28 protein-coding genes and 1 pseudogene are annotated in these 26,243 nt (G+C 40.5%); 7 read left to right on the top strand and 22 right to left on the bottom strand.

What is annotated here, in order from left to right; genetic code table 11:
- Window positions 1–7: 7 nt before the first annotated feature.
- Window positions 8–775 carry an acetylglutamate kinase gene (argB, locus tag EJ103_RS04025; protein WP_126006171.1) on the bottom strand — a complete coding sequence of 256 codons (768 nt, stop codon included), beginning with the start codon at window positions 773–775 and terminating at the stop codon, window positions 8–10.
- Window positions 775–1,785, bottom strand: a complete 1,011-nt coding sequence (gene argC / locus EJ103_RS04020) for an N-acetyl-gamma-glutamyl-phosphate reductase (RefSeq protein WP_126006169.1) — start codon at window positions 1,783–1,785, stop codon at window positions 775–777. Before argC ends, argB begins: the two co-directional genes overlap by 1 nt.
- A gap of 218 nt (window positions 1,786–2,003) precedes the next feature.
- Between argC and argE the strand changes: the two genes are divergently transcribed.
- Window positions 2,004–3,155: an acetylornithine deacetylase gene (gene argE, locus EJ103_RS04015; RefSeq protein WP_126006167.1), complete on the top strand. Its 1,152-nt coding sequence runs from the start codon at window positions 2,004–2,006 to the stop codon at window positions 3,153–3,155.
- 96 nt (window positions 3,156–3,251) lie between these two features.
- On the opposite strand, the gene panP is transcribed toward argE, so the two are convergent.
- Window positions 3,252–4,880: a pyridoxal-dependent aspartate 1-decarboxylase PanP gene (gene panP, locus EJ103_RS04010; protein WP_004588537.1), complete on the bottom strand. Its 1,629-nt coding sequence runs from the start codon at window positions 4,878–4,880 to the stop codon at window positions 3,252–3,254.
- A gap of 276 nt (window positions 4,881–5,156) precedes the next feature.
- Here panP and EJ103_RS04005 point away from each other — a divergent pair.
- A pseudogene (locus EJ103_RS04005) lies at window positions 5,157–7,032 on the top strand (GGDEF domain-containing protein); the annotation flags it as partial.
- On the opposite strand, the gene EJ103_RS04000 reads toward EJ103_RS04005, so the two are convergent.
- The 8 genes from EJ103_RS04000 to folB all read right to left on the bottom strand — a co-directional run bounded on the left by EJ103_RS04000 (window position 7,032) and on the right by folB (window position 13,191).
- Window positions 7,032–7,697, bottom strand: coding sequence for an SAM-dependent methyltransferase (locus EJ103_RS04000; protein WP_126006165.1), 666 nt, complete (start codon window positions 7,695–7,697; stop codon window positions 7,032–7,034). The pseudogene EJ103_RS04005 and the gene EJ103_RS04000 sit on opposite strands and share 1 nt — an antisense overlap.
- Window positions 7,697–8,464 carry an ABC transporter permease gene (locus EJ103_RS03995; RefSeq protein ID WP_004588540.1) on the bottom strand — a complete coding sequence of 256 codons (768 nt, stop codon included), beginning with the start codon at window positions 8,462–8,464 and terminating at the stop codon, window positions 7,697–7,699. Before EJ103_RS03995 ends, EJ103_RS04000 begins: the two co-directional genes overlap by 1 nt.
- Window positions 8,465–9,394: an ABC transporter ATP-binding protein gene (locus EJ103_RS03990; RefSeq protein ID WP_004588541.1), complete on the bottom strand. Its 930-nt coding sequence runs from the start codon at window positions 9,392–9,394 to the stop codon at window positions 8,465–8,467. It lies immediately after the preceding gene.
- Complete coding sequence (locus EJ103_RS03985) at window positions 9,394–10,014, bottom strand: flavin prenyltransferase UbiX (RefSeq protein ID WP_004588542.1); 621 nt, start codon at window positions 10,012–10,014, stop codon at window positions 9,394–9,396. The genes EJ103_RS03990 and EJ103_RS03985 overlap by 1 nt, the downstream gene beginning before the upstream one ends.
- 1 nt (window position 10,015) lies before the next feature.
- Window positions 10,016–11,371 carry a UDP-N-acetylmuramate:L-alanyl-gamma-D-glutamyl-meso-diaminopimelate ligase gene (gene mpl / locus EJ103_RS03980; RefSeq protein ID WP_126006163.1) on the bottom strand — a complete coding sequence of 452 codons (1,356 nt, stop codon included), beginning with the start codon at window positions 11,369–11,371 and terminating at the stop codon, window positions 10,016–10,018.
- 174 nt (window positions 11,372–11,545) lie between these two features.
- Entirely contained in the window at window positions 11,546–12,346 is an 801-nt protein-coding gene (locus EJ103_RS03975) for an undecaprenyl-diphosphate phosphatase (RefSeq protein ID WP_004588544.1), read from the bottom strand.
- Complete coding sequence (gene folK / locus EJ103_RS03970) at window positions 12,343–12,831, bottom strand: 2-amino-4-hydroxy-6-hydroxymethyldihydropteridine diphosphokinase (protein ID WP_121637082.1); 489 nt, start codon at window positions 12,829–12,831, stop codon at window positions 12,343–12,345. Before folK ends, EJ103_RS03975 begins: the two co-directional genes overlap by 4 nt.
- Window positions 12,832–13,191 carry a dihydroneopterin aldolase gene (gene folB / locus EJ103_RS03965; RefSeq protein WP_004588546.1) on the bottom strand — a complete coding sequence of 120 codons (360 nt, stop codon included), beginning with the start codon at window positions 13,189–13,191 and terminating at the stop codon, window positions 12,832–12,834. It lies immediately after the preceding gene.
- A gap of 230 nt (window positions 13,192–13,421) precedes the next feature.
- On the opposite strand from folB, the gene plsY reads away from it, so the two are divergent.
- Window positions 13,422–14,030 (top strand): glycerol-3-phosphate 1-O-acyltransferase PlsY, encoded by a 609-nt coding sequence (gene plsY / locus EJ103_RS03960; protein WP_024034349.1) that lies wholly within the window; start codon window positions 13,422–13,424, stop codon window positions 14,028–14,030.
- Window positions 14,031–14,039: 9 nt separating this feature from the next.
- Here the strand turns inward: plsY and tsaD are convergent, their stop codons facing one another.
- The 3 genes from tsaD to EJ103_RS03945 form a co-directional block, all read right to left on the bottom strand.
- Window positions 14,040–15,053: a tRNA (adenosine(37)-N6)-threonylcarbamoyltransferase complex transferase subunit TsaD gene (gene tsaD / locus EJ103_RS03955; RefSeq protein WP_054983164.1), complete on the bottom strand. Its 1,014-nt coding sequence runs from the start codon at window positions 15,051–15,053 to the stop codon at window positions 14,040–14,042.
- 171 nt (window positions 15,054–15,224) lie between these two features.
- Window positions 15,225–15,815 carry a YjaG family protein gene (locus EJ103_RS03950; RefSeq protein ID WP_004588549.1) on the bottom strand — a complete coding sequence of 197 codons (591 nt, stop codon included), beginning with the start codon at window positions 15,813–15,815 and terminating at the stop codon, window positions 15,225–15,227.
- A complete protein-coding gene (locus EJ103_RS03945; RefSeq protein ID WP_024034351.1) occupies window positions 15,799–16,158 on the bottom strand; it encodes a DUF2007 domain-containing protein in 360 nt (119 codons plus the stop codon). The genes EJ103_RS03950 and EJ103_RS03945 overlap by 17 nt, the downstream gene beginning before the upstream one ends.
- Window positions 16,159–16,241: 83 nt before the next feature.
- Between EJ103_RS03945 and EJ103_RS03940 the strand changes: the two genes are divergently transcribed.
- The 3 genes from EJ103_RS03940 (at window position 16,242) to EJ103_RS03930 (ending at window position 18,875) form a co-directional block, all read left to right on the top strand.
- Complete coding sequence (locus tag EJ103_RS03940; protein ID WP_029773572.1) at window positions 16,242–16,679, top strand: DUF2721 domain-containing protein; 438 nt, start codon at window positions 16,242–16,244, stop codon at window positions 16,677–16,679.
- A gap of 446 nt (window positions 16,680–17,125) precedes the next feature.
- Window positions 17,126–18,010: a LysR family transcriptional regulator gene (locus EJ103_RS03935; RefSeq protein WP_121637081.1), complete on the top strand. Its 885-nt coding sequence runs from the start codon at window positions 17,126–17,128 to the stop codon at window positions 18,008–18,010.
- 244 nt (window positions 18,011–18,254) lie between these two features.
- A complete protein-coding gene (locus EJ103_RS03930) occupies window positions 18,255–18,875 on the top strand; it encodes a 2OG-Fe(II) oxygenase (protein WP_126006161.1) in 621 nt (206 codons plus the stop codon).
- Between the two features lie 63 nt (window positions 18,876–18,938).
- On the opposite strand, the gene ubiA is transcribed toward EJ103_RS03930, so the two are convergent.
- The gene (gene ubiA, locus EJ103_RS03925) at window positions 18,939–19,817 is read right to left on the bottom strand and encodes a 4-hydroxybenzoate octaprenyltransferase (RefSeq protein WP_126006159.1); all 879 of its coding nucleotides are present in this window, start codon (window positions 19,815–19,817) and stop codon (window positions 18,939–18,941) included.
- Complete coding sequence (locus tag EJ103_RS03920) at window positions 19,814–20,353, bottom strand: chorismate lyase (protein ID WP_029773569.1); 540 nt, start codon at window positions 20,351–20,353, stop codon at window positions 19,814–19,816. Before EJ103_RS03920 ends, ubiA begins: the two co-directional genes overlap by 4 nt.
- 154 nt (window positions 20,354–20,507) lie before the next feature.
- Here EJ103_RS03920 and EJ103_RS03915 point away from each other — a divergent pair, with 154 nt between their 5' ends.
- On the top strand, window positions 20,508–20,906 hold the full coding sequence (locus EJ103_RS03915) for a flagellar basal body-associated protein FliL (RefSeq protein ID WP_024034357.1): 399 nt from the start codon (window positions 20,508–20,510) through the stop codon (window positions 20,904–20,906).
- 2 nt (window positions 20,907–20,908) lie between these two features.
- Here the strand turns inward: EJ103_RS03915 and glpG are convergent, their stop codons facing one another.
- The 6 genes from glpG to EJ103_RS03885 form a co-directional block, all read right to left on the bottom strand.
- The gene (glpG, locus tag EJ103_RS03910) at window positions 20,909–21,730 is read right to left on the bottom strand and encodes a rhomboid family intramembrane serine protease GlpG (protein ID WP_126006156.1); all 822 of its coding nucleotides are present in this window, start codon (window positions 21,728–21,730) and stop codon (window positions 20,909–20,911) included.
- A complete protein-coding gene (gene glpE, locus EJ103_RS03905) occupies window positions 21,727–22,044 on the bottom strand; it encodes a thiosulfate sulfurtransferase GlpE (RefSeq protein ID WP_004588558.1) in 318 nt (105 codons plus the stop codon). Before glpE ends, glpG begins: the two co-directional genes overlap by 4 nt.
- Window positions 22,045–22,108: 64 nt before the next feature.
- On the bottom strand, window positions 22,109–23,134 hold the full coding sequence (gene tdh, locus EJ103_RS03900) for an L-threonine 3-dehydrogenase (protein ID WP_004588559.1): 1,026 nt from the start codon (window positions 23,132–23,134) through the stop codon (window positions 22,109–22,111).
- A 49-nt stretch (window positions 23,135–23,183) separates the two neighbouring features.
- Window positions 23,184–24,380: a glycine C-acetyltransferase gene (locus EJ103_RS03895; protein ID WP_126006154.1), complete on the bottom strand. Its 1,197-nt coding sequence runs from the start codon at window positions 24,378–24,380 to the stop codon at window positions 23,184–23,186.
- 168 nt (window positions 24,381–24,548) lie between these two features.
- On the bottom strand, window positions 24,549–25,112 hold the full coding sequence (gmhB, locus tag EJ103_RS03890; protein WP_126006152.1) for a D-glycero-beta-D-manno-heptose 1,7-bisphosphate 7-phosphatase: 564 nt from the start codon (window positions 25,110–25,112) through the stop codon (window positions 24,549–24,551).
- Window positions 25,109–26,170, bottom strand: a complete 1,062-nt coding sequence (locus tag EJ103_RS03885) for a glycosyltransferase family 9 protein (RefSeq protein ID WP_126006150.1) — start codon at window positions 26,168–26,170, stop codon at window positions 25,109–25,111. Before EJ103_RS03885 ends, gmhB begins: the two co-directional genes overlap by 4 nt.
- Window positions 26,171–26,243: the final 73 nt, after the last annotated feature.

The raw sequence follows: 26,243 nt of genomic DNA, 5'->3' as shown, positions 1-26,243 counted from the left end.
GATAACCCTATGGTGTAATTTTTGTTCCGACATGCTCGCCCTGTAGCAAAGCAGTTAAATTGTCTGGCTTTTGCCAGCTGGAAATATACACACCGCGTCGTAAATGTTGGGCAGCGTGCAGGCTGGTCTTAACTTTGACCTCCATTCCGCCCAAAATTACCCCTTCATCAATTAAAGTATCAATGTGTTTTGTGTCAAGTTGATGTAACGGCTGCTTGTTTGCATCAAGTACTGCTTCTACATCTGTCATAAAAATAAGTTCTGCATTTAAGTTGCTAGCAATCGCTGCGGCAGCTTCATCAGCATTAACATTGTACCAATTACCTTGCTCATCAAACCCAATAGAGCTCACGATAGGTAACCGACCAAGCTTAAGTAAATCGTTAACAATTGAATCATCATTACTTTCGCACTTACCTACTTGTCCAAGCGCTTTTAGCTTTTGAGACGCCATAACTCCGGCTTCATACAAACAAAGGCCAACAGGTTTATGGCCTGCATTAATAGCTTGGCTTACCAGCTGCTTATTTGCACAGCCAGCCAGCGCCCCCACTATGTAAGGCATTTGCTCACTTGGGCTAATACGCAGTCCTTGGTGCTTTGCACTAGCAAAGCCTGCTTGTTTTAGCCAAGAGTCAACTAACGAGCCACCACCATGAACAATAACAAACTGATTATTTTGATCAGCGCTTAATACATCAAACAAAGCTTTTGCCGCGTTTTCAGTATTAAGTACAGCACCACCTAATTTAATTACCCACGTTTTAGTGCTCATTAAAAGGCTCCTTTTAAGCCAGTGGTGTGATCTAAATTCATTGATAAGTTAATACATTGCAAGGCTTGGCCCGCAGCGCCTTTTAATAGATTATCTATCGCTGCTATAACAATCAGTTGAGAGCCTTGCTGCTGCCAACCAATATCAACATAGGGTTGTTTTACCACGCTTTTAATAGATGGCACTTTATCAGCTAACAAACGAATCAACGGTTCGTTTTTAAGTACTTGATAAGCATCAGATACGTTTTCCTTGGTAACGCCTGGCTTAAGCTGTACATAAATAGTTTCTAAAATTCCACGCGGAAAGTTACCTAAGTGCGGTGTAAATAACACCTTGTGGCCAAGGTGTTGTTCAATTTCAGGCCCATGACGATGGTTAAATAAACCATACGGGGCAAGCGATACTTCACAAAAGTGAGTACCTACGCTGGCTTTACGCCCTGCGCCAGTAACACCTGAAACAGCATTAATAATCACTTTTTCATCACTCAACAAGCCTGCCTGTTGCAACGGCTTTAACGCATTAAGCGCAGCGGTTGGGTAACAGCCGGCTACAGCCACAAGATTTGCTTTGGCAATTGCACTGCTATTCCACTCAGCTAACCCGTAGGCTGCTTCGTTTAACAACTCAGGATGTTGGTGCTCAAAACCATAGTAAGTAACATAGTCGTCGTTGCTAGCAAGGCGGTAACCACCTGATAGGTCAAATACTTTTTTACCCATAGCTAAAAACTGCGGGGCTAAATCAACACTTACTTTGTGATCAGTACATAAGCAGATGTAATCGGCACTCGAATTTATGTCATCAAACGCTGATTCGCTCAGTGGTAGTAGAGGAATATCAAGAAGATTTCTATGCTCTGGGTATAAATCACTTAATAATTTATGTTTATCTAAACTTCCCTCAGAGACATAACAGCCCGATAACGTTAAATTAGGGTGCTTAGCAACTAAGCTTGCTAATTCTGCGCCGCTATAACCGCTTGCGCCAATAATCGCTACATTCATTTTTTACTCGTTTATAAATTTACTACTAAATAGGTGTGGTGTTCGCTTACACTAGCTTAGATGCTAGCTAATACTTTTCTCAATGAATTGTTGATTATCGTCGCATTATCTTCATGGCTATACTTAATATATTTATGCTTAAAAAGTGAATTGATATTCATCATAAATACTTTTATATTGTTATGCAATTAAATTGAATAATTATTTTGGATTTTTTTATGTATTTGCCGTCATTTATCTCTATGTACCAACAACTCATTGCAGCCCCCTCTATTAGTGCAATAGAAGATGAACTTTGTATGAGTAATAAAGGGGTAATAGAGTTGCTAGCACGTTGGTGCGAAAGTTTAGGTTTTACTTGCGAAATTATAGAGTTAGAAGGTGGGAAAGGCCGATACAATCTACTTGCAAAGCGGGGGCAAGGCGATGGCGGCTTAATGCTTGCAGGCCATACAGACACCGTACCGTTTGACGATAGCCGCTGGAGCCACGACCCGTTTAAACTCACTGAACATAACAATAACTTATATGGGTTAGGTAGTATTGATATGAAAGGCTTTTTTGCTTTTGTATTACAAGCTATTAGTGAGCTTGATATAAAACAGCAAACACAACCTATTTTAATACTCGCCACTGCCGATGAAGAAACCACCATGGCGGGAGCGCAGCAAATTTGTAAGCACCCTAATTTAAAACCTGCGCGTTGTATTATTGGTGAACCTACTGATATGACTCCTGTATTTACTCACAAAGGACATATGAGCACGGCTATAAGAGTGATTGGCCGTTCAGGTCATAGTTCCGATCCCGAACGTGGTCTTAACGCCATCGAAGTCATGCATAAAGTGATTACAAAATTGCTGATCTTAAAAGAGCAGTTAAAGAATAAATATTCAGTTGAACATTTTGAAATACCTTACCCTACCTTAAATTTAGGTAATATTCATGGTGGCGACAACGCAAATCGAATTTGTGGCTGCTGCGAAATGCACATAGACATGCGTCCGCTACCCGGGTTAAGCATTAAAGACTTACAAGCTTTACTTATTGATGCCACCAGCGATATAAACGCGCAATACCCAAGCGCAGTGAGCGTAATTGATTTACACGAGCCCATTCCAGCTTTTAGTGGCAGCATTGATAGCGCACTCGTTAAAATGGCAGAAAAAATTGCAGGAGAAAAAGCCGTTGCAGTAAATTATTGCACAGAAGCTCCGTTTATTCAGCAACTTGGCTGTGAAACAATAGTCATGGGGCCAGGCTCAATTAATCAAGCCCACCAACCTGATGAATTTTTAGCAATGGAGAAAATAAACCCATCGCAAAAAATTATAACTGACATTATTAGGGCAAACTGCTTTAACGCTTAAACGCTTAAACGCTTAAAAAGAAGACTGTATTAAAAACTCACAGCAAAAATAACAAAGGCGCCCATTGGCGCCTTTATTTTAGTTTATACCTAGGCGTTACTGCATATACTTACTTAAGTACTTTTTAAATACAGGGTCTGTTTTAGCAAGCTCTTTTTGCTCAGCTAAAATCTCTTTTAATATAACACCCGATGTGAGCGGATTAGCCAATACCACTCTAAATACCACCGTCGGCTGATTATCGTACTTTGAAGGGGTTAAGCGAGTACGCGATACAAACGAGCGCCCTGATTCACGTTGGCGTTTTTGCATACTGGCAGTAAAGCGATTGAGCGACGCGAAAATTTCTAACCGTGTTGCGGCATCTGCTTGGGCTATGGCTTGTTTAATTTGTTTAGGCACATAGCGGTATGTAAGCAAACACAGCTCAGGCTCTGAAATCAGCTCAAAGTCTTCATCCGCTTTAATTAAATCAGCAAAGTAATGTGCTTTTTTGATACTACGATCAATAAGCATTTCGTAGCCTTTGCGGCCAATAACGCGTAAGCAAGCATGTACTAACATAGCCATACCTGGGCGGCTGCCTTCGAGTGTATGGCTTCCTAAATCTTTTGAACCTTTACGTAATATGTACTCTGCATGGTGCTCTATTGCATCCGTAGCAGTTGGGTCTTTAAATAACACCAAGCCTGCGCCCATTGGCACATACATTTGTTTGTGTGCATCAATGGTAATTGAATCTGCGCGCTCAATTCCTTTTAATAATGGGCGATGCGTTTGCGATAAAAGCGTTGCCCCACCCCACGCTGCATCAACGTGAAAATGACAGTTTATTTGCTGTGCTAAATCGGCCATATCATCAAGAGGGTCTATATTACCGGTCTCGGTTGTGCCAGCAACCCCTACAATTGCCATAACTTTTATGCCTTGCGATTCAAGCTCTAAGGCTTTTTCGCGCATGGCATTCACATCAACCTTATTATTTTCGCAGGTTTTTACACCAATTAAATTTTCACGGCCGATGCCTAGTAAGTCAATTGATTTACCTAAAGAATAATGCCCTCGCTCCGACACTAAAACGGCCAGCCCTTTGTAGCCATAATGCAGCATACCGGCAACGAGCCCTTGAGCGGCAATACCTTTAAAGCTGCCGTCAGGTTTTAATAAGCGGTTACGCGCAATCCACAGTGCCGTTATGTTTGCAACTGTACCACCGGAACAAAAAGCACCGAGTGATGTTTTAGCACTGTGCATCCATTTTGAATAAAACGACTCATCTTGCGAGTAAGCTAAATGATGCATCATGCCAAGCACTTGGCGCTCTAGGGGCGTAAATGCTTTTGAGGTTTCTATTTTTACTAGGTTTTGATTAAGCCCCACCATCAATTTTGAAAGCGGTAGTAAAAAATGCGGAAGAGCCGATGTCATATGCCCAATAAAGCTAGGCGCAGCCGTGTGTACCGAATGGGCAACTAGCTGCTCCATAATATCTTGGGCGTAAGCAGATACAAACGTTGGGTTTTCTGGGATCACCGCAGCCTGAAAATCTTTTTCAATTTCGTGTAATGGTTTTTCAATTGCCGCTATATTTTCGTTTAAAAACCCTGCTAAATTACTCGAAATTTCAAGCTCAATTTTGCTTAAAGTTGAGTCTGGCGCTTCAGGTACAGTAAATATACGCTTAAGGCTTTCTTTAGAGGCGACGGCACAACGCTTTTGATCCATCTTTATACCTAGTGTGTGTGTAGCTAAAACACGCGTTTAACAGTTAAAAATGCCAAACTATGGCGCTATTATAAGCAGCGTGCTTCTTTTAAAAATTGCGCTAACTTTACTGCAATATAAGTAAAATGTCTTCCTTTAAGCCATAAAAGCGACTAAACGGATGACAAATATTGTAAAAAATTTTCAATAATGGGATTTTATTAAAAAGTCACATTTTAGTTTTGGGCAAATTGCATTTATGCGTATACTTAATATGTGTAACAATAAGGGACAAGTATGCTCACAGGGAAATTAAAAGGGAAGTGGTTTATAGCTGGCTTTACATTGTTTTTGGTCAGTTTATTAGTCTATGTTTATTACACCTATAGCTCAGCGCGTAGCGAAATAATGCACGCTGTCGATGAGCGCCTTCTAAATGCCGCCACCAGCGTAAAACATATTTTAGGGCAAAGTTACCACGATAGAATTAGCCAAGGTTACGATATTGGTTTTTCGGTTTACCAAACTAAAAGCAAACAACTCTCAGAGCTTGCACAAGCGCTTGATATAGCTTACGTCTATTCGATGATCATGCGCGATAACAAAGTTTATTTTACCTCATCCAGCTACACTAAAGACGATCAAGAAAATGCGCGGGTTACGCAATTTCTTGATTTATACCCAGAGGCCACCGACATTAACAGGGGCGCGTTTTATTCTACCGAGCCTGTTTTTGAGCAATCTAGCGACCAATGGGGTGATTTTAAAACTGTTTTTATTCCCTTTGTAGATAAATATGGTACTACCTACATTACGGGTGCCGACATAACCTTAGATGATTTAAATAAAAAGCTTCAATACAGCGTCACTAAAGCCATAATAACGGCGTGTTTTTTCTTTTTTATTGCGGTACTGGTTGCAGCTATTTATATATTTGTTAAAGCGTACCCTAGCAACAGATGCCAGTACGGGCTTTGCCAATCATATTGCGCTTGAGTACTTTATCAAAAAGAGTAATTCACACCACATGCAGCTTGCCATTATTTGGGTGAACGAAATTGAAGATATTAATAGCTTTTATGGCACTCAAGTTGGCGACAACGTAATGAAAAACTTGCTCAGTCATTATCAAAGTCGCAGCCCGCAAAGCTGTAAGGTGTATCGCCTTGCTACCAATAAAATTGCCGTGCTTACCCCTAAAAGCTTTAAAAGCAGCGAACTGAGCGATTTAGTTGAGTCGTATAACGCAAACAGCCCGGTATTAACAAACCCATTTATTTATATAACTTACTGTGCAGGTATCGCCAGTGGTAATAAATCACTACTGATTGAAAACGCGCACATTGCAACGCTTCAGGCTAAACATGGCCGCGGTAAGGTTGTTAGCTACTCAAAAGTAATGAGCGATGTAAAAAACCAATATCAATACAATGTAAGCCTTGCCAAAGAGGTTCAAGAAGCATTTGATAACAACCGCATAGTGCCTTATTTTCAGGCTATGTTTCACACCACTAATAATGAAGTAGTACATTACGAATGCTTAGCCAGAATGGTAACTAAAAATGGCGAAATTTTAAAACCCGACTCATTTTTAAATGTAGTGAGCCGCTCAAGAATGGGCGGACTATTAACGCGCACGCTATTTAGCCAATGTATAGAGCGGTTTAGAAAAACAGATATATGCTGGAGCTTAAATATCAGCGATAAAGATATACTCGACCCTAGTTTGAGTGAATACATTGCTAACGAGCTTAAGCGCTACCCGCACCCAGAAAACATAACGCTTGGCCTTTTAGAATCACACGCTATTACTAATTTTTTAGAGGTTAAAACGTTTATTTCTATGGTAAAAACCAAAGGGGTGAATGTCATTATTACTGGTTTTGGTAGTGGTTATTCAAATATTTCGAATGCGCTAAAGCTTGAAGTAAACGGTATAAAACTCGACGGCGCATTAGTAAAACAAGCAGTAAGTGATGAAAATATAGCCTTATTTATTGAGCATACAGTTCATGCTGCAAAGCAACTTGGTTTAACGCTCATGGCAGAGTCGGTAGAAAATGTAAGTATTGAAAATGCGCTTAAAAATGTAGATGTGGCACTGATGCAAGGCAATTACTTTGCTTACCCAGCGCCACATGTTAACTCATCAAGCCAAGAGGAAGTGACCGTTTAAAGGTCTATCACTAAACGATGGCTTTGTTGGCCGCTGGCCCAGTATTTACGCTCAAACGGAGTAATCGCTTCGTTTGACTCATACAGCGTTACCTCACAAGGATAACCCGTTAGCTCAAGCGCTCTGGCAAACTCTTTTACATAAATATCCCAGTTACTGCGCACCTCTAAGCGACCACCTAGCTTAACAATAAACGGAAAAATAGCCGCGCCGTGCCACCTACGCTGGATATGCTTAGATTTAGGCCATGGGTTAGGATAAAGCAAATAATGATGAGTAGGCTGCCAATTAGCAGCCACAGCTAAACGCCAAAAGTCATTTAAGTCAGCTTGGGCCAAAATGTACTGGCCGCTGTCTGTTTGTTTATATTCAACATCGTGCTTATCTAAGCGGTGCGACGATTTATCAATACCAATAATTAATGCATCTGGGTGGCGCTTAGCTAAATTAGCCGAGCTCTCCCCTACTCCACAACATGAGTCTATAATAAGCGGTCCATTAAAAGCTTGAACCTGCTCATTGACTTCATCAAACGCTTGTTGAGTGTGCTCAGCAATAGGCTTTTTAAACTCTGCGTTTAAATGCTTGTTAACGATTTCATCAAGCTTTTCGTGTATACCCGCCTGATTAGATACAATACTGCGTGAATTTGCATCGCTCATTAATGTCTAAGCCCCACACCTTTTTTAATTAACGTTAGCGCTAAAGTAAATAGCACCGTAATAAATACTAATATAACGCCAAGCGCGACACTTAAATCAACATCCGACACGCCTAAAAAGCCATAACGAAACGCATTAACCATATAAATAATTGGGTTTATTTGCGATACATTTTGCCAAAACTCTGGCAGTAGCGTAATTGAATAAAATACGCCGCCTAAGTATGTTAGTGGCGTTAAAATAAAGGTTGGGATAATACTAATATCGTCAAAACTATTGGCGTAAATAGCGTTAATTAAACCACCGAGTGCAAACACCGCTGAGGTTAAAATTACCGTCGCCATAATTACAAATATATTGTGTATTTGAATATCCACAAACAACAGCGATACACAGGTAACAATAAAGCCCACCATCATGCCGCGGGTCATACCGCCACCCATATAACCAAGTACAATTATGTAATTAGGCACAGGCGCAACCAATAGCTCTTCAATGCTTTTTTGAAACTTGGTTGAATAAAAACTAGAAGCAACATTAGAATATGAGTTGGTAATAACCGACATCATTATTAGCCCCGGAACAATAAATTCCATGTAGCTAAATCCACCCATTTCACCAATACGCGAGCCAATTAAATTACCAAAAATAACAAAGTATAAACTCATCGTAATCGCCGGCGGTACTAAGGTTTGCACCCAAATACGTAAAAAACGAATACACTCTTTAATCCATAAACTTTTTAAGGCTACGCCATATTTAAACATTTATTCGCCCCGCCCTTGCTCTAGTAACCCTACAAATAACTCTTCTAATCTGTTTGCTTTATTACGCATACTCAAAACAGTGTTACCTTGCTCGGTTAGCGCACTGAAAACTGCATTTAACCCTTGAGATTTAGCCACTTCAACTTCTATGGTGTGCTCATCAGGCATGCTAAACGAGTACCCCTCAAGGGTGACTGGCTGTGCTGGCTGTTTTAAATCAAGCACAAAGGTTTCTTTATCAAGCTTAGCTAGTAATGCTTTTATAGTGGTGTTTTCAACAATACGGCCAGTATCAATAATGGCGATGTTTTTACATAACAGCTCGGCTTCTTCAAGGTAATGCGTGGTTAAAATTATCGTTACGCCTTGCTCATTAATTTGGCGTAAAAAGTCCCACATTGAGCGGCGCAGCTCTATATCAACCCCTGCTGTGGGTTCATCTAATATTAGTAGCTTTGGCTCATGCATTAATGCGCGGGCAATCATTAAACGGCGTTTCATACCCCCGGAAAGCGTACGTGCTTGCTTGTCTTTTTTTTCTAATAAGCCAAGCTGAGTTAAATATTTATCGGCACGCTTATGCGCTTCTGCGCGGGTAACACCGTAGTAGCCTGCTTGATTTACCAATATTTGGCCAAGCGTTTCAAACTGACTAAAGTTAAACTCTTGTGGCACAAGGCCTAAATGCGCTTTAGCAGCTTCAAGGTCGGTATCGATGTTGTGACCAAACACTTCCACCTTACCTTGTGTTTTATTTACCAAGGACGATATAACACCAATAGTGGTCGACTTACCGGCGCCATTTGGGCCAAGTAAGGCAAAAAAGTCGCCTTCAAAAACTTGTAAATCAACACCTTTCACGGCCTCTACACCGTTTTTATAAACCTTGGTCAGGCCTTCTATATTTAAAGCAACATTTTGCTTATTCATTATTTACCCTCACCATAACCCCAACGTTTAGTTAGGTTATGTTCAATGTTTAAATGATCTAAAATTCGCGCCACCATAAAATCAACTAAGTCTTCAATACGTTGTGGCTTGTGATAAAAACCAGGCGCAGCGGGCATAATAGTGACCCCTAAACGCGCAAGCTTTAACATATTCTCAAGGTGAATTTCGCTAAAGGGCGTTTCGCGTGGCACTAAAATTAATTGCCCTCGCTCTTTAATAACTACATCGGCTGCACGCTCGAGTAAGTTATCTGACGCTCCGAGCGCAATAGCAGATACAGACCCTGCACTGCACGGGCATACTACCATTTTTTTAGGGGCCGCAGAGCCTGAAGCTACAGGGCTAAACCAGTTATCTTTACCAAATACTTTTAACTGCTCTGGCTTGGCATTAAATAAAGCACTTAACTGCTCGGTTGCTTTATCTTCATTAGCTGAGAGTTTAATGTTTGACTCTGTATCAAGCACCACGCGCGCAGCACTTGATATAAGTACATACACTTGAAATTGCTGCGCGAGTAATACTTCAAGCAATCTTAAACCGTAAGGCGCGCCTGAAGCACCACTAAACGCCAGTGTAATTTTATCTTTAAACTGCACATTATTCTCCGCTGTATTTTTTAGCTAAACCATCAACTAAGTGTTGATGTAAGCCATTAAAACCGCCATTGCTCATAATTAATATGTGCTGATTTGGCATGATATTTTCAAGCACAGTGTCAATAATCATTTGCGTACTATTAAAACACTGCATACCGGCATTATCGGCTTGCGCTTTAAGAGACCAATTTAGGTTATCGGGCTCAAATAACAGCACGTCATCGGCATCACTTAACGAAGCAAGTAGCGTATGTTGGTGCACACCCATCTTCATGGTGTTTGAGCGAGGCTCTAAAATAGCAATAATTTTTTCATCACCCACTTTTGCACGTAACCCCGCAAGCGTGGTTTTTATTGCTGTTGGGTGGTGCGCAAAATCGTCGTACACTTTAATGTTATTTATATCGGCTTTAAGCTCCATACGCCGTTTAGGGCTAATAAACTCTTCAAGCGCTGCAATGCTATGTTCAACTGCTATACCTACGTGGCGCGCTGCCGCGATAGCCATAATGGCATTTTTAACATTATGCTCGCCTATTGCTTGCCAATTAACCGTACCTTGAAGCTCATTGTTTAAAAGCACATTAAATTGGCTACCATCAGCGCTTAGCAAGTCATAATGCCAATCACCATTTAGGGTTTCGCTTTCGCTCCAGAGCCCTTGCTTAATAACATCATCAAGTGCTAAATCGTCTTTTGGCCAAATTACCTTGCCAGTATGAGGTAATGTACGCATTAAGTGATGAAATTGTTTTTTTATTGCGTTTAAATCGTCAAAAATATCGGCGTGGTCAAACTCAAGGTTATTTAAAATGAGCGTACGTGGTAAGTAATGCACAAATTTACTGCGCTTATCAAAAAAAGCGGTATCGTATTCATCCGCTTCTATTACAAAAAACGGGGTTTCGCCCACTTTGGCTGACACACCAAAGTTTTGAACTATGCCACCAATTAAAAACCCGGGTTTTAAACCTGCATACTCTAAAATCCACGCCAGCATACTTGCTGTGGTGGTTTTGCCATGTGTGCCTGCCACCGCAAGCACCCAAGCATTTTGCAATAGGTTATGTTTAAGCCACTCTGGCCCCGATGTATACGGCAAGCCCTTATCTAACACATATTCTACACAGGGGTTACCTCGGCTCATGGCATTACCAATAACCACCATATCTGGCTTTGGCTCTAACTGTTTTACGTCGTAACCTTGGGTTAGCTCAATGCCCAGCTGCTCAAGTTGAGTGCTCATCGGCGGGTAAACATTTTGATCAGAGCCAGTCACTTTATGGCCAAGCGATTTAGCAATAGCCGCTATACCGCCCATAAAGGTGCCGCAAATGCCTAATATATGAATATGCATAACTTTTAAATCCTTTCGTACTTCGCACGTCTGTGAAGTTTAATGGCGCTATAATGCCAAATTTTAGGCTTCGTGACTATGCACGTCTCGTCAATTCACTGATGCTAAAACAGCGTTAATAAAATAAAAAAGCCCTCTTATTTAAATAAGAGGGCTTGCTGGTAATAAGCTAAATTACAGCGTTAAAAATACAATTAAGCCTACGCCAAGTAAAAGTCTGTAAATTACAAACGGCAGCATGCCCATTCGTTCTATCACTTTTAAAAACATGAAAATACAGGCGTACGCCGATAAAAACGAAAGGACTACACCTAAAATTAATGTGCTCCAATCAACCACATGATCGCCTAAAGCCAGCTCTATCGTGTAGTAAAGGCCCATCATAGAAATAATAGGTATAGCGAGTAAAAACGAAAAACGCGCTGCGCTTTGTTTGTTCATGCCCAGCAATAAACCCGCTGTCATGGTAATGCCAGAGCGAGAGGTACCAGGGATCATAGCCACCGCTTGAGCAAAGCCAATAAGCAGCGCTGTTTTCCAGTTAAGCTGATAAATTGTTTTCATTTGCTTACCTTTGGCATCGGCGTACCAAAGTAATAAACCAAAAATAATAGTCGTAGCTGCTATAACCCACGCACTGCGCAGGTACAGCTCAACAACGTCTTTTAGCAATAAGCCTAATAACGCAGCAGGTACAGTGCCCAATATAATCCACCAGCCAAGTTTACTGTCGTCGGTGGTGCCTTGGGCGCCAAACGATTTAAACCAGGCGCTGAGAATATCAGCCACTTCTTTACGAAAATATATAACAACCGCTATTAACGTACCAACATGCACAGCCACATCAAAAGCAAGGCCTTGGTCTTCCCATCCCAAAATTTGCGAAGGTAAAATTAAGTGAGCTGAGCTCGAAATAGGTAAAAACTCAGTAAATCCTTGTATCAGGGCTAAAATAATTATTTCTAAAATACTCATGGGTTAGAAAACTCCACCTTCCATAGTTTTTGTTGAGGGTTGTTATACGCACTCCATAGCGCAGCAATGGTTTGCTTAGCAACGGGGTGATAAAAATTGGGGGCGACTTCACAAAGAGGCTGAAGTACAAAAGCGTTTTTGGTAATTTCATCGCGAGGTAATTGTGCAGGCGAATCGCAAACAACGTCATCGTAAAAGAGCAGATCTAAATCTAATGTACGGGGGCTAAATTTTTTATCATCCGCTTTACGCCCGTTATCACGCTCTATTTGTTTTAATAACTTACATACACGCTCAAGCGGCATTGATGTGGTAGCAGCCACCACCGAGTTATAAAAGTTATTTCCTTTAAACCCTACGGCTTCGCTTTCAAAAACAGATGAATGCACAATATTTGTAAAGTGTTGCTCAAGTGCATCAAGCGCACAGCGAATATAATGCGCTTTATTTATATTTGAGCCTAAGCTGATATAAATTTGCGCCATTTAGCTCATAGCCTTTGTGCGTGTTATTTCTACACCTACGGTGTTTGCTTGCGCTACAGCGGCCGGTTTGCTCACTCTAATTGTTACTTGTGGTGTATTAAATTCGGTTAATATAATAGTTGCTAGTTGCTCTACTAAGGTTTCAAGTAACTCAACCGGCTTAGCCGTAGTGTGCTCAATCACTCGCTCGCTTACTTTTGCATAATCGAGTGCTAAATTAATGTCATCATTTGCTGCTGCAGGCTTTATATCGCTGAGCATTTCAATATCAAAATAAAGGCTTTGTTTACTTTCTTTTTCAAAGTCGTACACTCCAATAATTGTGTCGACGTGTAGTTGAGATATAAAAACCTTATCCATTGATACTCCAAATAACTATAAACACTCTCTAAGCATACAATGCATTGATAAAATTAATACTGTATATGCTTTAAGCAGTGTTTAAATATGTAAAAATTACTTCTACAATAGCCAAATAGCTAGATTAACTGCAAAATACAGCAGTTAATAATTTTCACGATAAATTGTGCCGCCAATAATAGCGTAAAAGTGCTATCGATGGGTATAGCAATTAAAAAATAAGGGACTTTGTGTTAGCCATTTTACTGTTTGTTTTAGCCTACTTATTAGGGTCGATTTCATCGGCTATATTAGTGTCTCGGCTATTCAAACTGCCAGACCCTCGCAGCAGCGGTTCAAATAACCCAGGTGCCACCAATGTGTATCGTTTAGGTGGAGCCTTTCCTGCGTGCTTAGTATTAGTGTTTGATATTTTAAAAGGCACCATCCCCGTATGGGGGGCTTATTTTTTAGACCTAACGCCTTTAGCACTTGGTTTGGTCGCCGTTGCCGCGTGCTTAGGGCATATGTACCCACTATTTTTTAGTTTTAAAGGCGGAAAAGCAGTAGCCACTGCATTTGGCTCTTTATTGCCGATTGGTTTATCGTTGGCGGGGCTATTAATAAGTACCTGGATTATTGTGGTTGCTATTACGCGCTTTTCTTCATTAGGCGCTTTGGTCACGGTGTCACTTGCTCCACTGTATACGTGGTTGATTAAACCGCTTTACACCCTACCGGTAACCTTTATTACCGTGCTAATTATATTTCGTCATCGCACTAATATTATTCGCCTTTTTAAAGGTGAAGAACCAAAAGTGGGCGCTAAAAAAGCACCCACTAATGAAAAAAATCAATAATTATTGATGCTAAATGGCTTCTAAGCTGTCTATTGGCCAACGCGGTTTAGTTTTCATGTCGAGTGTGGCAAACTGGCCTGCTTTTAAGCGCTGCATACCAGCGTAGGCAATCATTGCGCCATTATCAGTACAAAACTCAGTACGTGGGTAGTAAACCTGTCCTTTCATCCCTTGCATAACACGCTCAAGCTGTAAGCGCAGCTGTGTATTTGCACTTACTCCGCCGGCAATCACTAAACGTTTTATCCCAGTTTGTTTTAGAGCACGCTTACACTTAATAACCAATGTATCAATCACTGCTGTTTGAAACGCATGGGCGATATCTGCTTTGGTTTGTGCGTCATCATCATTTTCGCGAATCGCTATAGAAGCTGCTGTTTTTAAGCCACTAAAGCTAAAATCAAGGCCTGGCTTATCCGTCATAGGGCGTGGAAAAACAAACCGTTTTGCAACACCTTGCTCAGCCATTTTAGCTAGTCGAGGGCCGCCTGGGTAATCAAGCCCTAGCAGTTTAGCTGTTTTATCAAATGCTTCACCTGCGGCATCATCAACAGATTCACCCAATACTTCGTACTGGCCTATACCGGCTACTTTTACCATCATGGTATGGCCGCCCGACACGAGCAAAGCAATAAAGGGAAACTCAGGCACGTTTTCTTCAAGCATAGGAGCAAGTAAATGCCCTTCCATATGATGCACGGCAACAGCTGGAATATCCCAACCATAGGCTAAAGAGCGGCCAATAGAGGTACCTACCAATAACGCCCCTACTAAACCAGGGCCTGCGGTGTATGCAATGCCATCTAAATCTTCAGGGCCACAACCGGCTTGAGCAAACGCAGCGTCAATAAGTGGCAGGGTTTTACGAACGTGATCGCGCGATGCAAGCTCAGGTACAACACCGCCATAATCTGCATGTACTTTTACTTGGCTGTATAACTGGTGAGCCAATAAGCCTTTTTCATCATCGTAAATTGCAATACCGGTTTCATCACACGATGACTCAATGCCTAAAATTCGCACTTTACTTCTCCTGCCTTTATTTACTGCTTAACCGCACTGTGGTTAAGAGATTTACACACATATTTAAAACTATTTAATTTTATCATTCTCTAGCTAAGGTTTTTACTAAGTTCAACGTAATAAACGCTAAAAATTGCTAGAGAGCAATTAACCACAGTTAATTAATTACAACTATAACGCCAAACCAATATTGGTTTGTCCATCTGCAACGGCCTGCTTTTTAAGTGCCTTAACGTTTTCAGAAGTCACGCGGCCCATATTTTCTACAAAGTCGATTAGCTCACTCAACACTTCAATTTCGTATTGCATTAATGGGTGTTCTCGTACGGCTTTATTGTCGGCTACTTCACCTTCAACCGTCATTTGGTATTCAATAAAACGCGCCACCGTTGCTTGCGATATTTTACTAACGCTTATAAATTCTTGCTCGTCTTGCCCCATCAAGCCGTGCATTAGGCTCAAAAGCGAGGTTGCAGCGTCTATTGCGGGGTAAGTGCCAAACATATCAAAGTCGGCAAGTTCAGGTACATTTGGCTCAATTTTTTCTACTTGTTTTTCGAGATCTATTTTACTTTTTGGTAGTAATATTTTTTCCCAGCAAACATTTAACGCACTGCGTAATAAGGCTTCATCACCAAAACCGGTGGCTTCACTAAATAAACCATAATTAGGTAACATACGCTCAATTAAAGCACTTGCTAACACCGCTTTTTGTAAGTAGTTTAGCTCTCTAATACGTTGAAAGTTATTCGCTTTTGTCATTTCTTAACGTCTCACATGACCAACAAAAATCAAATGTTGATCCATTATGCTCATTACAGTTAGGGCATACCCAATCTGGAGCGGATTGTTTTACTTGTTGGTAGTTTACCAATATTTCGCGCGCGTGGCGCTCTTTTATCGAATAAACCTGCACACTTACTTGGGTTTGTTCAAAGGGGATTTCGCCTAAGGCGCCTTGAAGCATTTCACCTTGAATTTGGCACTCAATTCCCGCGCTTAATAACAGCCCTTTGATTATATTTGCCTCTAATGTGTTATCTGCTTTGTAGAGCGTTACCCACTGAAAAGCTTGCTGAGTACTATGAGTATTAATATTTTGCAATTATCACCTCAATTATTTTGTGTTTACAATATCCTACGATACTCTACTAAAGTGTATAGCAGGTAACTTTTTAGGATAAAACAATGACACTTACTACCCCAGGTTTACTTTTTCCAGCAATCTCACTGTTGCTGCTTGCCTACACAAACCGCTTTTTAGTACTAGCGCAATTAATCCGAGAATTAAATTCACGAGAAGGTGAGTCTATTCGCCCCGTTGTTGTGGCTCAAATAACAAACTTAAGAAAGCGCATTAAACTAATACGCACCATGCAAGTGTATGGTGTGGCGTCTTTTTTATTGTGTACGCTATCAATGTTTGCCTTATTTATAGAATTTAACACCACAGGCATTATTTTGTTTGGGGTGAGTTTAGCGTGCTTAAGCCTTTCGTTATTAACATCGTTATTTGAAATTCATATTTCGTGCGATGCCATAGAAATAGAGCTACAAAGTATTGAAGACAAACCCCTAAGTAACCGCATTACTAAAAACTTTACTAACAAAAGTAGTAAGCCTTAGCGGCTTATTTTTCTAAATTCTTAAACAAGAATAAAGCGATGGCATAACCTAAAACTATAAGCGTTTATGCCTCACTTCATTACGAATCACTACGTAGGATTTTCCTATAGCCTTTTTTCTGGCATACTTTTTCATTAATTAATGCTAAATTATGTCTAAAGTATTACTTTTAAAAGCATCAAAGCGCCTAAGTCATTGTATTTAGTCTTACTTGCTAACATAGCTTAGTTTTAAATAGAGTAATAAATCACTATAAATAAGCCTAATTGGTAATACTTTTAAACGCGTCTTCTCTTTAAATAATACTAAAAGAGGGATATGCTGAGGCAAATATGTCATAAATTTGCAAACACAGTTACATATTAGGCTTCGCTTTTTGAAAGCTCGAATCTAATATTATTGATGTTCGCGGCACACGCGACTTACTTATAAAAAGGGACTATAAAGTGAGATTTGAACAGTTAGAACAATTTGTAGCGCTTGGTGTGTTACGCCACTTCAGACAAGCAGCCGAACAAACTCAAATTAGCACATCAGCGCTAACGCGCAGCATTCAAACCCTAGAAGACGAAATGGGGTACGAACTGGTGAAACGCTCAACACGTTCAGTAAAGTTAACACCCGAAGGCGAGCTATTTCTTGATTACGCCAAAAACACCCTTGCCGAACTTGAGCATACAAAAAAACGAATTTCTCAATCGGTTAACGGCAATACTGACGAAAAGTTAGTCATTGGCTATACCAACAAAGCCAGCAGTGTAGTGCCTATCTCATGCGGGCAATTTTTAGCACAATACCCCCATGTTAAAATAGAAATGCAATTGCAAGAGCAGCACGAACTTGCACGCAAACTGCAAGAGGGCGAGATTGATATCAGTGTTTATTCGCAGGCAATTAACAGCATCGGCAGCGACATACACCTGCCAGACCAACTGGTATTATTTGTTTCTAAACACCATCCGTTAGCAAATAAAAGCGATATCAGCAAACACGATTTAGATAGCTACCCTATGTACGGCTGTTTTTCTCAGTCTAAACAAGTACAAAGCATGCTTAACGAAGCCATCGATATGCTCAATAAATCGGCTAGCATTAAGGTAGGCAGCATTGAGCAAGTAATGTCAGGGTTGGTTAAATCAGATCACTTTGCTATTGCTAGTATTGAACACGCGAGCACTCTTGCAGAGCACACAGAGCTTGTACAGCTAAAAACAAATAAAGACTTAAGTCACGAACAACTTGTTATACAAACAAGCCAACAAGCAGCAGTTGGCGAACACATTGACCATTTATTATCTCTTATCAAAAAAGCATCTACGACTATTAATTAAGCCAATATAAAAAAGCATACCGCATTGCCCTTAAACCTTTTAAGGGCAACCAATTTAGATAGCCCTTACTGATTTACTCTTCTTGTTACCAAAACCTGCAGCACAGCTGCTTAACCTAAAAAGCCCTTTTAGTTTTTATGCTTACGCGTTAGGTTTTTATTTGCTTAAGTAGCGGAGCACAAACCACTAGCTATTAAATTTTTTTAGGCTATACTGTCGCACCTTTTTTAATCAACAGACATAAATGAACGCACTTTTTAGTTCTGATGTTTATTTAGATGCAATAGAAACCCATGGTTATGTTGTTATTCCTAACGCACTTATTAGCGAGCTAGTAGAGAGTTTAATCACCGATTGCCACCGTATTAACCCGCATTTTAGCGCTGCAGGTATTGGCCGTTTAAATGACTTACAAATAGATAAAACCATTCGTAAAGATAAAACCTATTGGTTTGATGGCAGCTCACTAGCACAGCTAACTTATCAAGCAACAATGGAAAGTATAAAAACCACACTTAATCGACAGTTTTTTATGGGCTTATTTGATTATGAGTGCCACTACGCTAAATACACCCAAGGCGACTTTTATAAAAAGCATTTTGATGCATTTAAAGGGCGATCTAACCGCGTATTTACAACAATCCTTTATTTAAATACGCCCGAGAAAGGCGGCGAGCTTGTTATATACAAGCCAAAAAGTAAGCAAGTAGAGATAATAATTAAACCCACCGCGGGGACACTCGTTATGTTTGAAAGCGAGCGTTTTGCACACGAGGTATTACCGGCCATTAATGAGCGCTACTCTATTGCTGGCTGGTTTAGAAAGAACGCCTCAATAAGTGGAGTAATTGACCCGCCACGATAAAACCGACATAGCCACAACAACTAGTGGCTATAGTGAAGTTAAATTAATAGCGTTGAGATGAAATTAACGCGCAAATACAAATGACAAGAACAAGCCAAAAAAAATAGCTAATCCAACATAGTGATTATTTAAAAACGCTTTAAAACATGCATCACGCGCACGTTTATGTATAAGCACTTGTTGATAAATAAGTAACCCAGCGGCAGTACATAAACCTGCAACAAACGCTAAGCCTAGCTGGTTAATTAAGCCAATAAGCGCCAACAACGCTATAAAATTAGCGTTTAATAAAAATATAATATGGCGGTCGTATTTACCAAATAAAATAGCAGTAGATTTAACCCCTATTTTTAAATCGTCATCTCTGTCGACCATGGCATACATTGTGTCGTACGCTACCGTCCAACAAATATTTGCAACAAATAACAGCCACGCCTGCAGCGGTAATGAGTCAATTGATGCCATATATGCCATAGGTATCGCCCAACCAAATGCAGCGCCTAAGACTACCTGCGGAAGATGTGTATAGCGTTTCATAAACGGGTAGCAAAATGCCAGTGCCAACGCCCCAAATGACAATAAAATAGTGTTGATGCTAAGTAGCAATACCAATACAAAAGCAATGGCTATCAGTAATATAAATAAACTCAGTGCTTCACCTGCACTTACTTGTCCGGTGGCCAAAGGCCGCCCTGCTGTACGCTTAACTGAGCCGTCTATTTTTCTATCTGCAAAATCATTAATAACGCAGCCAGCACTGCGCATAACAATTACGCCTAAGGTAAATACAATAAAGTTAACTAGGCTTGGCATACCAGCGTTTGCAAGCCATAGAGCCCAATAAGTAGGCCACAGTAATAGTAATGTACCGATAGGTTTGTCAATGCGCATGAGCTGAATATAAAAAGGGCTATGCTGTAATTGCAAAGGGGCTAATTTCATGAGTACAAATAGGCTCCGGGTAAAAATACTTCGCACACTAAAAAGTGATAATCATTAATAGAAAACACACTACGACGACCTAATAAAGGGTGCGTAGTTAAATTCAACTCTTTAACAAGTGATTGCAGCGCATGCTCTGAGTCAAAGCGCCCTACTTCAATATTACTTCGGGTAAGTTCAGGGTGCTGAAAAATAACATCACCTAAAGGGCGCGCGCCCATATTATGCAGTGTTGTTTGCGTTTGTGTACTGGGCAGCCAACTTTGGGCATACACCATGGGTGTATTGTCACACAATAAAAGCACCTCACGATTAAGCGCTTTATTTGTATTTGAGCCAAGTAGTTGTTGCTGTGCATCGCTTAGGGTAAAAGTTTGCTCATTAAGCACTTTTACACTAAAACTTTGTGCATTACTTTTTAATTTAGCGGTTAATGAATGTGGCTCAAATAGCCACTCTTGCTCTAACGCAGATAAGTTATTTACCAAAGAAGCACATTGCCAATTGGCAGATATAGAAAGCGGAAATGTAATCACAATAGCTCAATAAAATAAAAACCGAGACGATGATAACATTGCCAAAGCATTTGAAAAAGTGATGTTTTACTGCCGATAAATAATTGCAGGAGCTGTTTATTAGGCGCTATTAAGTATAAACTATTTGTATTAAGAAAATGGAAACACACTAAAGATGAAAAAAATAGTATACGCAGGTTTTTTAGCACTGATCCTAAACTGTTTTAGCTTTTCGGCAAAAGCGGAATCGACAGTGGGCTATTTTGGTTTTGAGCCAGACATAATTACCAATTACATAGGCGCTTCAAGTAAAAAAATGGGCTATGTACGCGTGACTATAGATTTAATGCTTAGCAATAATGCAGATATTGCTATTGTAGAACACCATACCCCGCTTTTGCGCGATGCGTTAGTAGAAATACTATCTAAAGAACCTGAAGAAAAAATAAAGTCGCTTACTGGGCGTGAAGAAATTAGAGCAAAGTGTGCCGAAAAATTAAAAAGCCTGTTAAAAGAAGAAACAGGCCAAGAGATTATTCGTGAAGTATTATTTACTAAGTATTTATACCACTAAGCTTACGCTTTTTTAGCATTAAATAAATTAGCGGTTACGGCATAAGCCATGCCGCTTAAAAGCCCACCTAAATGCGCCCAATTAGCCATACCAACAAACAACACATCAGCAAAACCGAGTACCAGCCAAATTAACATAAAGCCAATAATGGCAGTGCTGACTAGCGCCGGTTGCTTAGGATTTAAATAGCTGTGAATCCAACAAAAACCCAATAAACCATACACAACGCCACTTAAGCCACCAAAGTTAGGCCCCACAATAAAAAACTGAGCCCAGTTACTAATAAGTGCAGTAACCACAAATAGCCCAACTAAACTCAGCTTGCCGCATTGCTTTTCAATATTATCACCTAACGACATCCACCAAATTAGGTTAAATACAATGTGCATTGCGCTAAAATGAACAAGTGCCGGCGTTAACCAGTTCAGTGGTTGGGTCGGGTTAAACTGCAAAGCAGTATAAATTTGCTCAAAGCCACCCAATAAAAATGCAAAGTAAATAGCAACGCTTACAATACTTACGGTTTTATTTAGCCAGCTTAGTGCTTTAAAGCGCGCCACTAAATTAAGCGACTGTCCTTGATACGTTAAGCCAGATTGTGTACTGCCCACATCCCAAGAGGCTTGTTGATAACGCTCATGATTGGGGTTTTGTACAAATTCAGCCCACAAAGGTTGCACTTGATGAAAGTGCTCACCCGCAACACAAATAATAACATTACTGCCATCAGCACTGCGCAGTTGCCCTTCTAAGCCTTGGCTTTTTAAATAATCTATAAAGCCCTGTGCGGCACGAGGATTATTTAAACTACCTAGCTCAATCATCGTTCCACTTTCTCGCTGTAAGCCGCTTCCCAGGCGGTAAAGCCACCATCCATGCTATATACATCTTCAAAGCCCTGCTCTACTAAATAACTAGCCGCACCTTGTGAGCTCATGCCGTGGTAGCAAACAATAATAATGGGCTGATCGAACTCTTTTTCCATCATAAACTGAGCTATATTGGCATTTGAAAGCGCTTCAGAGCCAGGAATATGCCCTGCTTGGTACGAATTAGGATCGCGTATATCTGCGATCACTACATCTTCTTTATCAAGCAATTCGTGCGTTTGTGCTATAGATATATGTTTAAATGCCATTGAAATCTCTTTTAAAAATATAATAAAAAGGCGGCTTAAGCCGCCTCTGTATGCAAACTTTAAACTATTCCCAGTTTAAAATTACTTTACCAGATTGACCTGAAATCATCATATCAAAGCCAGCTTGGAAGTCATCTACCGAATATTGATGCGTAATGATAGGGTCTAAATTAAGGCCTGATTGAATCAAGCTTGCCATTTTGTACCACGTTTCGAACATCTCGCGACCATATATACCTTTGATCACTAAGCCTTTAAATATAACTTTATTCCAATCTACGGCCATATCTGATGGCGGAATACCCAGCATGGCAATTTTGCCACCATGGTTCATGTTATTTAACATAGAATTAAAGGCGCTTGGCACACCTGACATTTCGAGGCCAATATCAAAGCCTTCAGTCATACCTAGCTCATTCATTACATCTTCAAGCTTATCATTCGCAACGTTTACGGCACGTGTAGCGCCCATTTTACGCGCAAGCTCTAAACGGTATTCGTTAACATCGGTAATCACAACATGGCGAGCACCCACATGCTTAGCAACGGCCGCCGCCATAATACCAATTGGCCCAGCCCCTGTAATAAGCACATCTTCGCCCACTAAATCAAACGATAAAGCGGTGTGCACAGCATTACCAAACGGGTCAAAAATAGACGCAAGTTCGTCAGATATATTGTCAGGAATTTTAAACGCATTAAAGGCCGGAATAACTAAATATTCAGCAAATGCGCCTTCGCGGTTAACGCCTACACCCGTTGTATTTCGGCACAAATGCACACGACCAGCACGACAGTTACGACAATGCCCACACGTAATATGCCCCTCGCCAGATACGCGATCACCTACTGCAAAGCCACGTACTTCTTGCCCCATATCAACCACTTCACCCACGTACTCATGGCCTACAACCATAGGGGTCGGAATGGTTTTTTGTGACCACTCATCCCATTTATAAATATGAACGTCGGTGCCACAAATCGCAGTTTTACGAATTTTAATAAGTAGATCGTTATGCCCTACTTCAGGCTTGGGTACGTCGGTCATCCAGATGCCGGTTTCGGCTTTTAATTTTGATAAAGCTTTCATAGTTAACACTCAACTAAAAAACCGAAGCAATACTTCGGTTTATAAAAAATTAAATAACGCCCATTTCTTTACCAATACGGGTAAAGGCAGCAATTGCGGTGTCTAGTTGTTCAATACTGTGCGCAGCTGAAATTTGTGTACGAATACGCGCTTGGCCTTTTGGCACAACAGGGAACGAAAAGCCGGTTACATAAATGCCTTCAGCGAGTAGTTTGTCTGCCATTAATGAAGCAACTTTAGCATCGCCAAGCATTACAGGGATAATGGCATGATCTTTACCCGCACACGTAAAGCCAGCGGCTTCCATTTGCTCACGGAAATATTTAGCATTTGACCAAAGTTTAGCGCGTAACTCACCACCATTTTCAAGCATTTCGAGTACTTTAATTGACGCAGTTACAATTGAAGGGGCTAATGAATTTGAGAATAAATAAGGGCGTGAACGCTGACGCAGCCATTCAACAATTTCTTTTTTACCTGAGGTATAACCGCCTGATGCACCGCCCAGCGCTTTACCTAGCGTGCCGGTAATAATATCTACACGGTCAAGCACATTACAGTACTCAGGCGTGCCTTTACCGTTTTCGCCAACAAAGCCTACCGCATGTGAGTCATCAACCATCACTAATGCATCATACTTATCAGCAAGGTCACACACAGCTTCAAGGTTACAAATTACGCCATCCATCGAAAACACGCCATCGGTGGCAATTAACTTTGTTTTAGCGCCCGCTTCATCAGCTGCAATAAGTTGCTTTTCAAGATCCTCCATATCGTTATTAGCATAACGAAAACGCTTAGCTTTACATAAGCGTACGCCATCAATAATTGATGCGTGATTTAGAGAGTCAGAAATAATAGCATCTTCAACGCCTAAAATAGTTTCAAATAGGCCCGTGTTAGCATCAAAACAAGACGAGTATAAAATTGTATCTTCGGTTTCTAAAAACGCACTAATTTTTTGCTCAAGTGTTTTATGAATATCCTGCGTGCCACAAATAAAACGTACTGAAGCAACACCAAAGCCATGGTCATCTAAACCACCTTGCGCTGCTTTAATTAGCTCAGGGCTATTTGCTAAGCCTAAGTAATTGTTAGCACAAAAATTAATAACTTTATCGCCAGATGCAACTTCTATTTGAGCTTGTTGCTGCGAGGTAATAATACGCTCACTTTTATACAAACCTTGCGCTTTAACGTCTTCAATTTGCTCTTGTAGTTGGCTAAAAAAAGCAGATGCTCTCATCTGTAGTCTCCAATTAAATGAACGGGTAAACAACAACATTAAAGCCACTGTTTATGTTGGGGTGTATTGTAAAAGTTTAACAAGTAAAATGCACTGTTTGCAGCTCGTCGCTAATACAGGTAATGGCAGCAATACTTAACACTTTAGTTGCGAAAATATAAACGCACTTTATACCAAGTAGTGTGCTGGTAAATCGTTAATAGAGTCAATAACTAAATCGGCGTATTGTTTTGCGCTTTCGTCAAATTTTTGGCCAGAGCGAACTAGCACTCGCGTGCTAATAGCTGCTTTTTGTGCCGCTTGCATATCGCTAAGTTTATCACCCACCATAATACTGCTCGAAGGGTCAATATTATGCTCTTGCATAGCTTGTAACAGCATACCTGGAGCTGGCTTTCTGCACTGGCACTGTTTTAAATATTGCGCCATCGCTTTTTTGGGATGGTGCGGGCAAAAATACACATCTGTAATTTTAATATTGTGCTTACTAAATTGTGTTTTCATCCACTGAGTTACAGTTAAAAAGTCATCTTCAGTGTAGTAACCTCGCCCTATTCCTGATTGATTAGTCACTATAATAATTTTATAACCTGCATCATAAAATGCTTTACAGGTACTAAACACACCGTCTATAAATTCAAATTTTTCACTTTGATAAACATAGCCATGATCAATATTTACCACGCCATCTCGGTCTAAAAAAAGTGCTTTGTTTTTTTCTATTACACTCATTTTATAGACTCTTTTTGTACCACATGATCAAACATAGCTTTAACACTGTCTACGGTTATTTGGCTCATAAGGTCATCTCCCTTAACGCGCGTACCCCAAGGCAATTGTTGAGCTGTTTTACCCGTTTGCTTTAGCAGATTTTGATGATACACCTCAACTACGTAGTCTTGATATAAATAAGGGCCTGTACGTGCAGGATTAGAATGCGCATATAAACCAATAACCGGCGTACCTACCGTTACCGCCATATGTGCAGGACCGGTATCTGGGGCTAAAACTAAATCAGCGCGCTTAAGCACACATAACAGCTCTTTAAGTTTTGTTTTACCTACTAAGTTTAAAATAGTGCAGTGACTGTGTTTTATAATTTGATTAGCTAAATTAATCTCAAGCTCAGTTGGGCCGCCCGTTAGTACCACGTTGAAGCCCTGCTCATGCGCGTAATCAGCAAGGGCAGCATAGCGCTCTGGCAACCAGTTTCGCTGTGCTTTACTGGCCGCAGGCGATATTACCAATAACTTATTTGCCAAATACGCAGGCCCTAATAACGCATCTGCTTTGTTCTCATCCGCTAAGGTATAAGGCATATCCCAGGTAGGTGAATAGTCTTTAACTCCAATGGCGCCCGCAAAGCCTTTAAATCCCTCTAGCACATGCGCTTCTTTTTGTGGAGCTATTCGTTTATTTATAAACAAGCTATGTAATTCTTTTGAACGTGCCCAATCAAAGCCTATTTTTACTTTAGCCGGAATACAACGTGCAACAAAGCCAGCTCTTAATGCGACTTGCATATTAAGCAGCACATCAAACTGCTGCCCTTTAAAAGAATATGTTAACTTTTTAAGTGCATCCTTACCTTGTTTTTTATCAAAAACCACCAGCTCAACCCCAGGTAAATCGGCAAGTAACATGGCTTCTATTTTACCCATTACCCACGTTATTTTTGCATTGGGGTGCGCTTTTTGAATGGCTTGTACAGCACTAACGGCATGACATACATCACCAATGGCAGAGAGTCTTAAAATACAAATTGAGGAGTAATTAGGCACTTGAGTCACGCGTTCCACTTTGGCTTTAAATAATAGACTGCGATCTTAAATTATACTCGCACTAATGCAAGCACTTATGCTG

The sequence above is a fragment of the Pseudoalteromonas sp. Xi13 genome, assembly GCF_003952205.1.
In the GTDB taxonomy this organism is placed as follows: Bacteria; Pseudomonadota; Gammaproteobacteria; order Enterobacterales; family Alteromonadaceae; genus Pseudoalteromonas; species Pseudoalteromonas atlantica.
The sequence above is the reverse complement of the archived record's forward strand: the minus strand, read 5'-3'. Positions and strand labels throughout refer to the sequence as shown.

Bases quoted from the DNA above. Each gene is read 5' to 3' on its own strand.
- argB (WP_126006171.1), bottom strand. From the start codon at position 775: ATGAGCACTAAAACGTGGGTAATTAAATTAGGTGGTGCTGTACTTAAT.
- argC (WP_126006169.1), bottom strand. From the start codon at position 1,785: ATGAATGTAGCGATTATTGGCGCAAGCGGTTATAGCGGCGCAGAATTA.
- argE (WP_126006167.1), top strand. From the start codon at position 2,004: ATGTATTTGCCGTCATTTATCTCTATGTACCAACAACTCATTGCAGCC.
- panP (WP_004588537.1), bottom strand. From the start codon at position 4,880: ATGGATCAAAAGCGTTGTGCCGTCGCCTCTAAAGAAAGCCTTAAGCGT.
- EJ103_RS04000 (WP_126006165.1), bottom strand. From the start codon at position 7,697: ATGAGCGATGCAAATTCACGCAGTATTGTATCTAATCAGGCGGGTATA.
- EJ103_RS03995 (WP_004588540.1), bottom strand. From the start codon at position 8,464: ATGTTTAAATATGGCGTAGCCTTAAAAAGTTTATGGATTAAAGAGTGT.
- EJ103_RS03990 (WP_004588541.1), bottom strand. From the start codon at position 9,394: ATGAATAAGCAAAATGTTGCTTTAAATATAGAAGGCCTGACCAAGGTT.
- mpl (WP_126006163.1), bottom strand. From the start codon at position 11,371: ATGCATATTCATATATTAGGCATTTGCGGCACCTTTATGGGCGGTATA.
- EJ103_RS03975 (WP_004588544.1), bottom strand. From the start codon at position 12,346: ATGAGTATTTTAGAAATAATTATTTTAGCCCTGATACAAGGATTTACT.
- folK (WP_121637082.1), bottom strand. From the start codon at position 12,831: ATGGCGCAAATTTATATCAGCTTAGGCTCAAATATAAATAAAGCGCAT.
- folB (WP_004588546.1), bottom strand. From the start codon at position 13,191: ATGGATAAGGTTTTTATATCTCAACTACACGTCGACACAATTATTGGA.
- EJ103_RS03950 (WP_004588549.1), bottom strand. From the start codon at position 15,815: ATGACAAAAGCGAATAACTTTCAACGTATTAGAGAGCTAAACTACTTA.
- EJ103_RS03940 (WP_029773572.1), top strand. From the start codon at position 16,242: ATGACACTTACTACCCCAGGTTTACTTTTTCCAGCAATCTCACTGTTG.
- EJ103_RS03930 (WP_126006161.1), top strand. From the start codon at position 18,255: ATGAACGCACTTTTTAGTTCTGATGTTTATTTAGATGCAATAGAAACC.
- ubiA (WP_126006159.1), bottom strand. From the start codon at position 19,817: ATGAAATTAGCCCCTTTGCAATTACAGCATAGCCCTTTTTATATTCAG.
- EJ103_RS03915 (WP_024034357.1), top strand. From the start codon at position 20,508: ATGAAAAAAATAGTATACGCAGGTTTTTTAGCACTGATCCTAAACTGT.
- glpG (WP_126006156.1), bottom strand. From the start codon at position 21,730: ATGATTGAGCTAGGTAGTTTAAATAATCCTCGTGCCGCACAGGGCTTT.
- glpE (WP_004588558.1), bottom strand. From the start codon at position 22,044: ATGGCATTTAAACATATATCTATAGCACAAACGCACGAATTGCTTGAT.
- tdh (WP_004588559.1), bottom strand. From the start codon at position 23,134: ATGAAAGCTTTATCAAAATTAAAAGCCGAAACCGGCATCTGGATGACC.
- EJ103_RS03895 (WP_126006154.1), bottom strand. From the start codon at position 24,380: ATGAGAGCATCTGCTTTTTTTAGCCAACTACAAGAGCAAATTGAAGAC.
- gmhB (WP_126006152.1), bottom strand. From the start codon at position 25,112: ATGAGTGTAATAGAAAAAAACAAAGCACTTTTTTTAGACCGAGATGGC.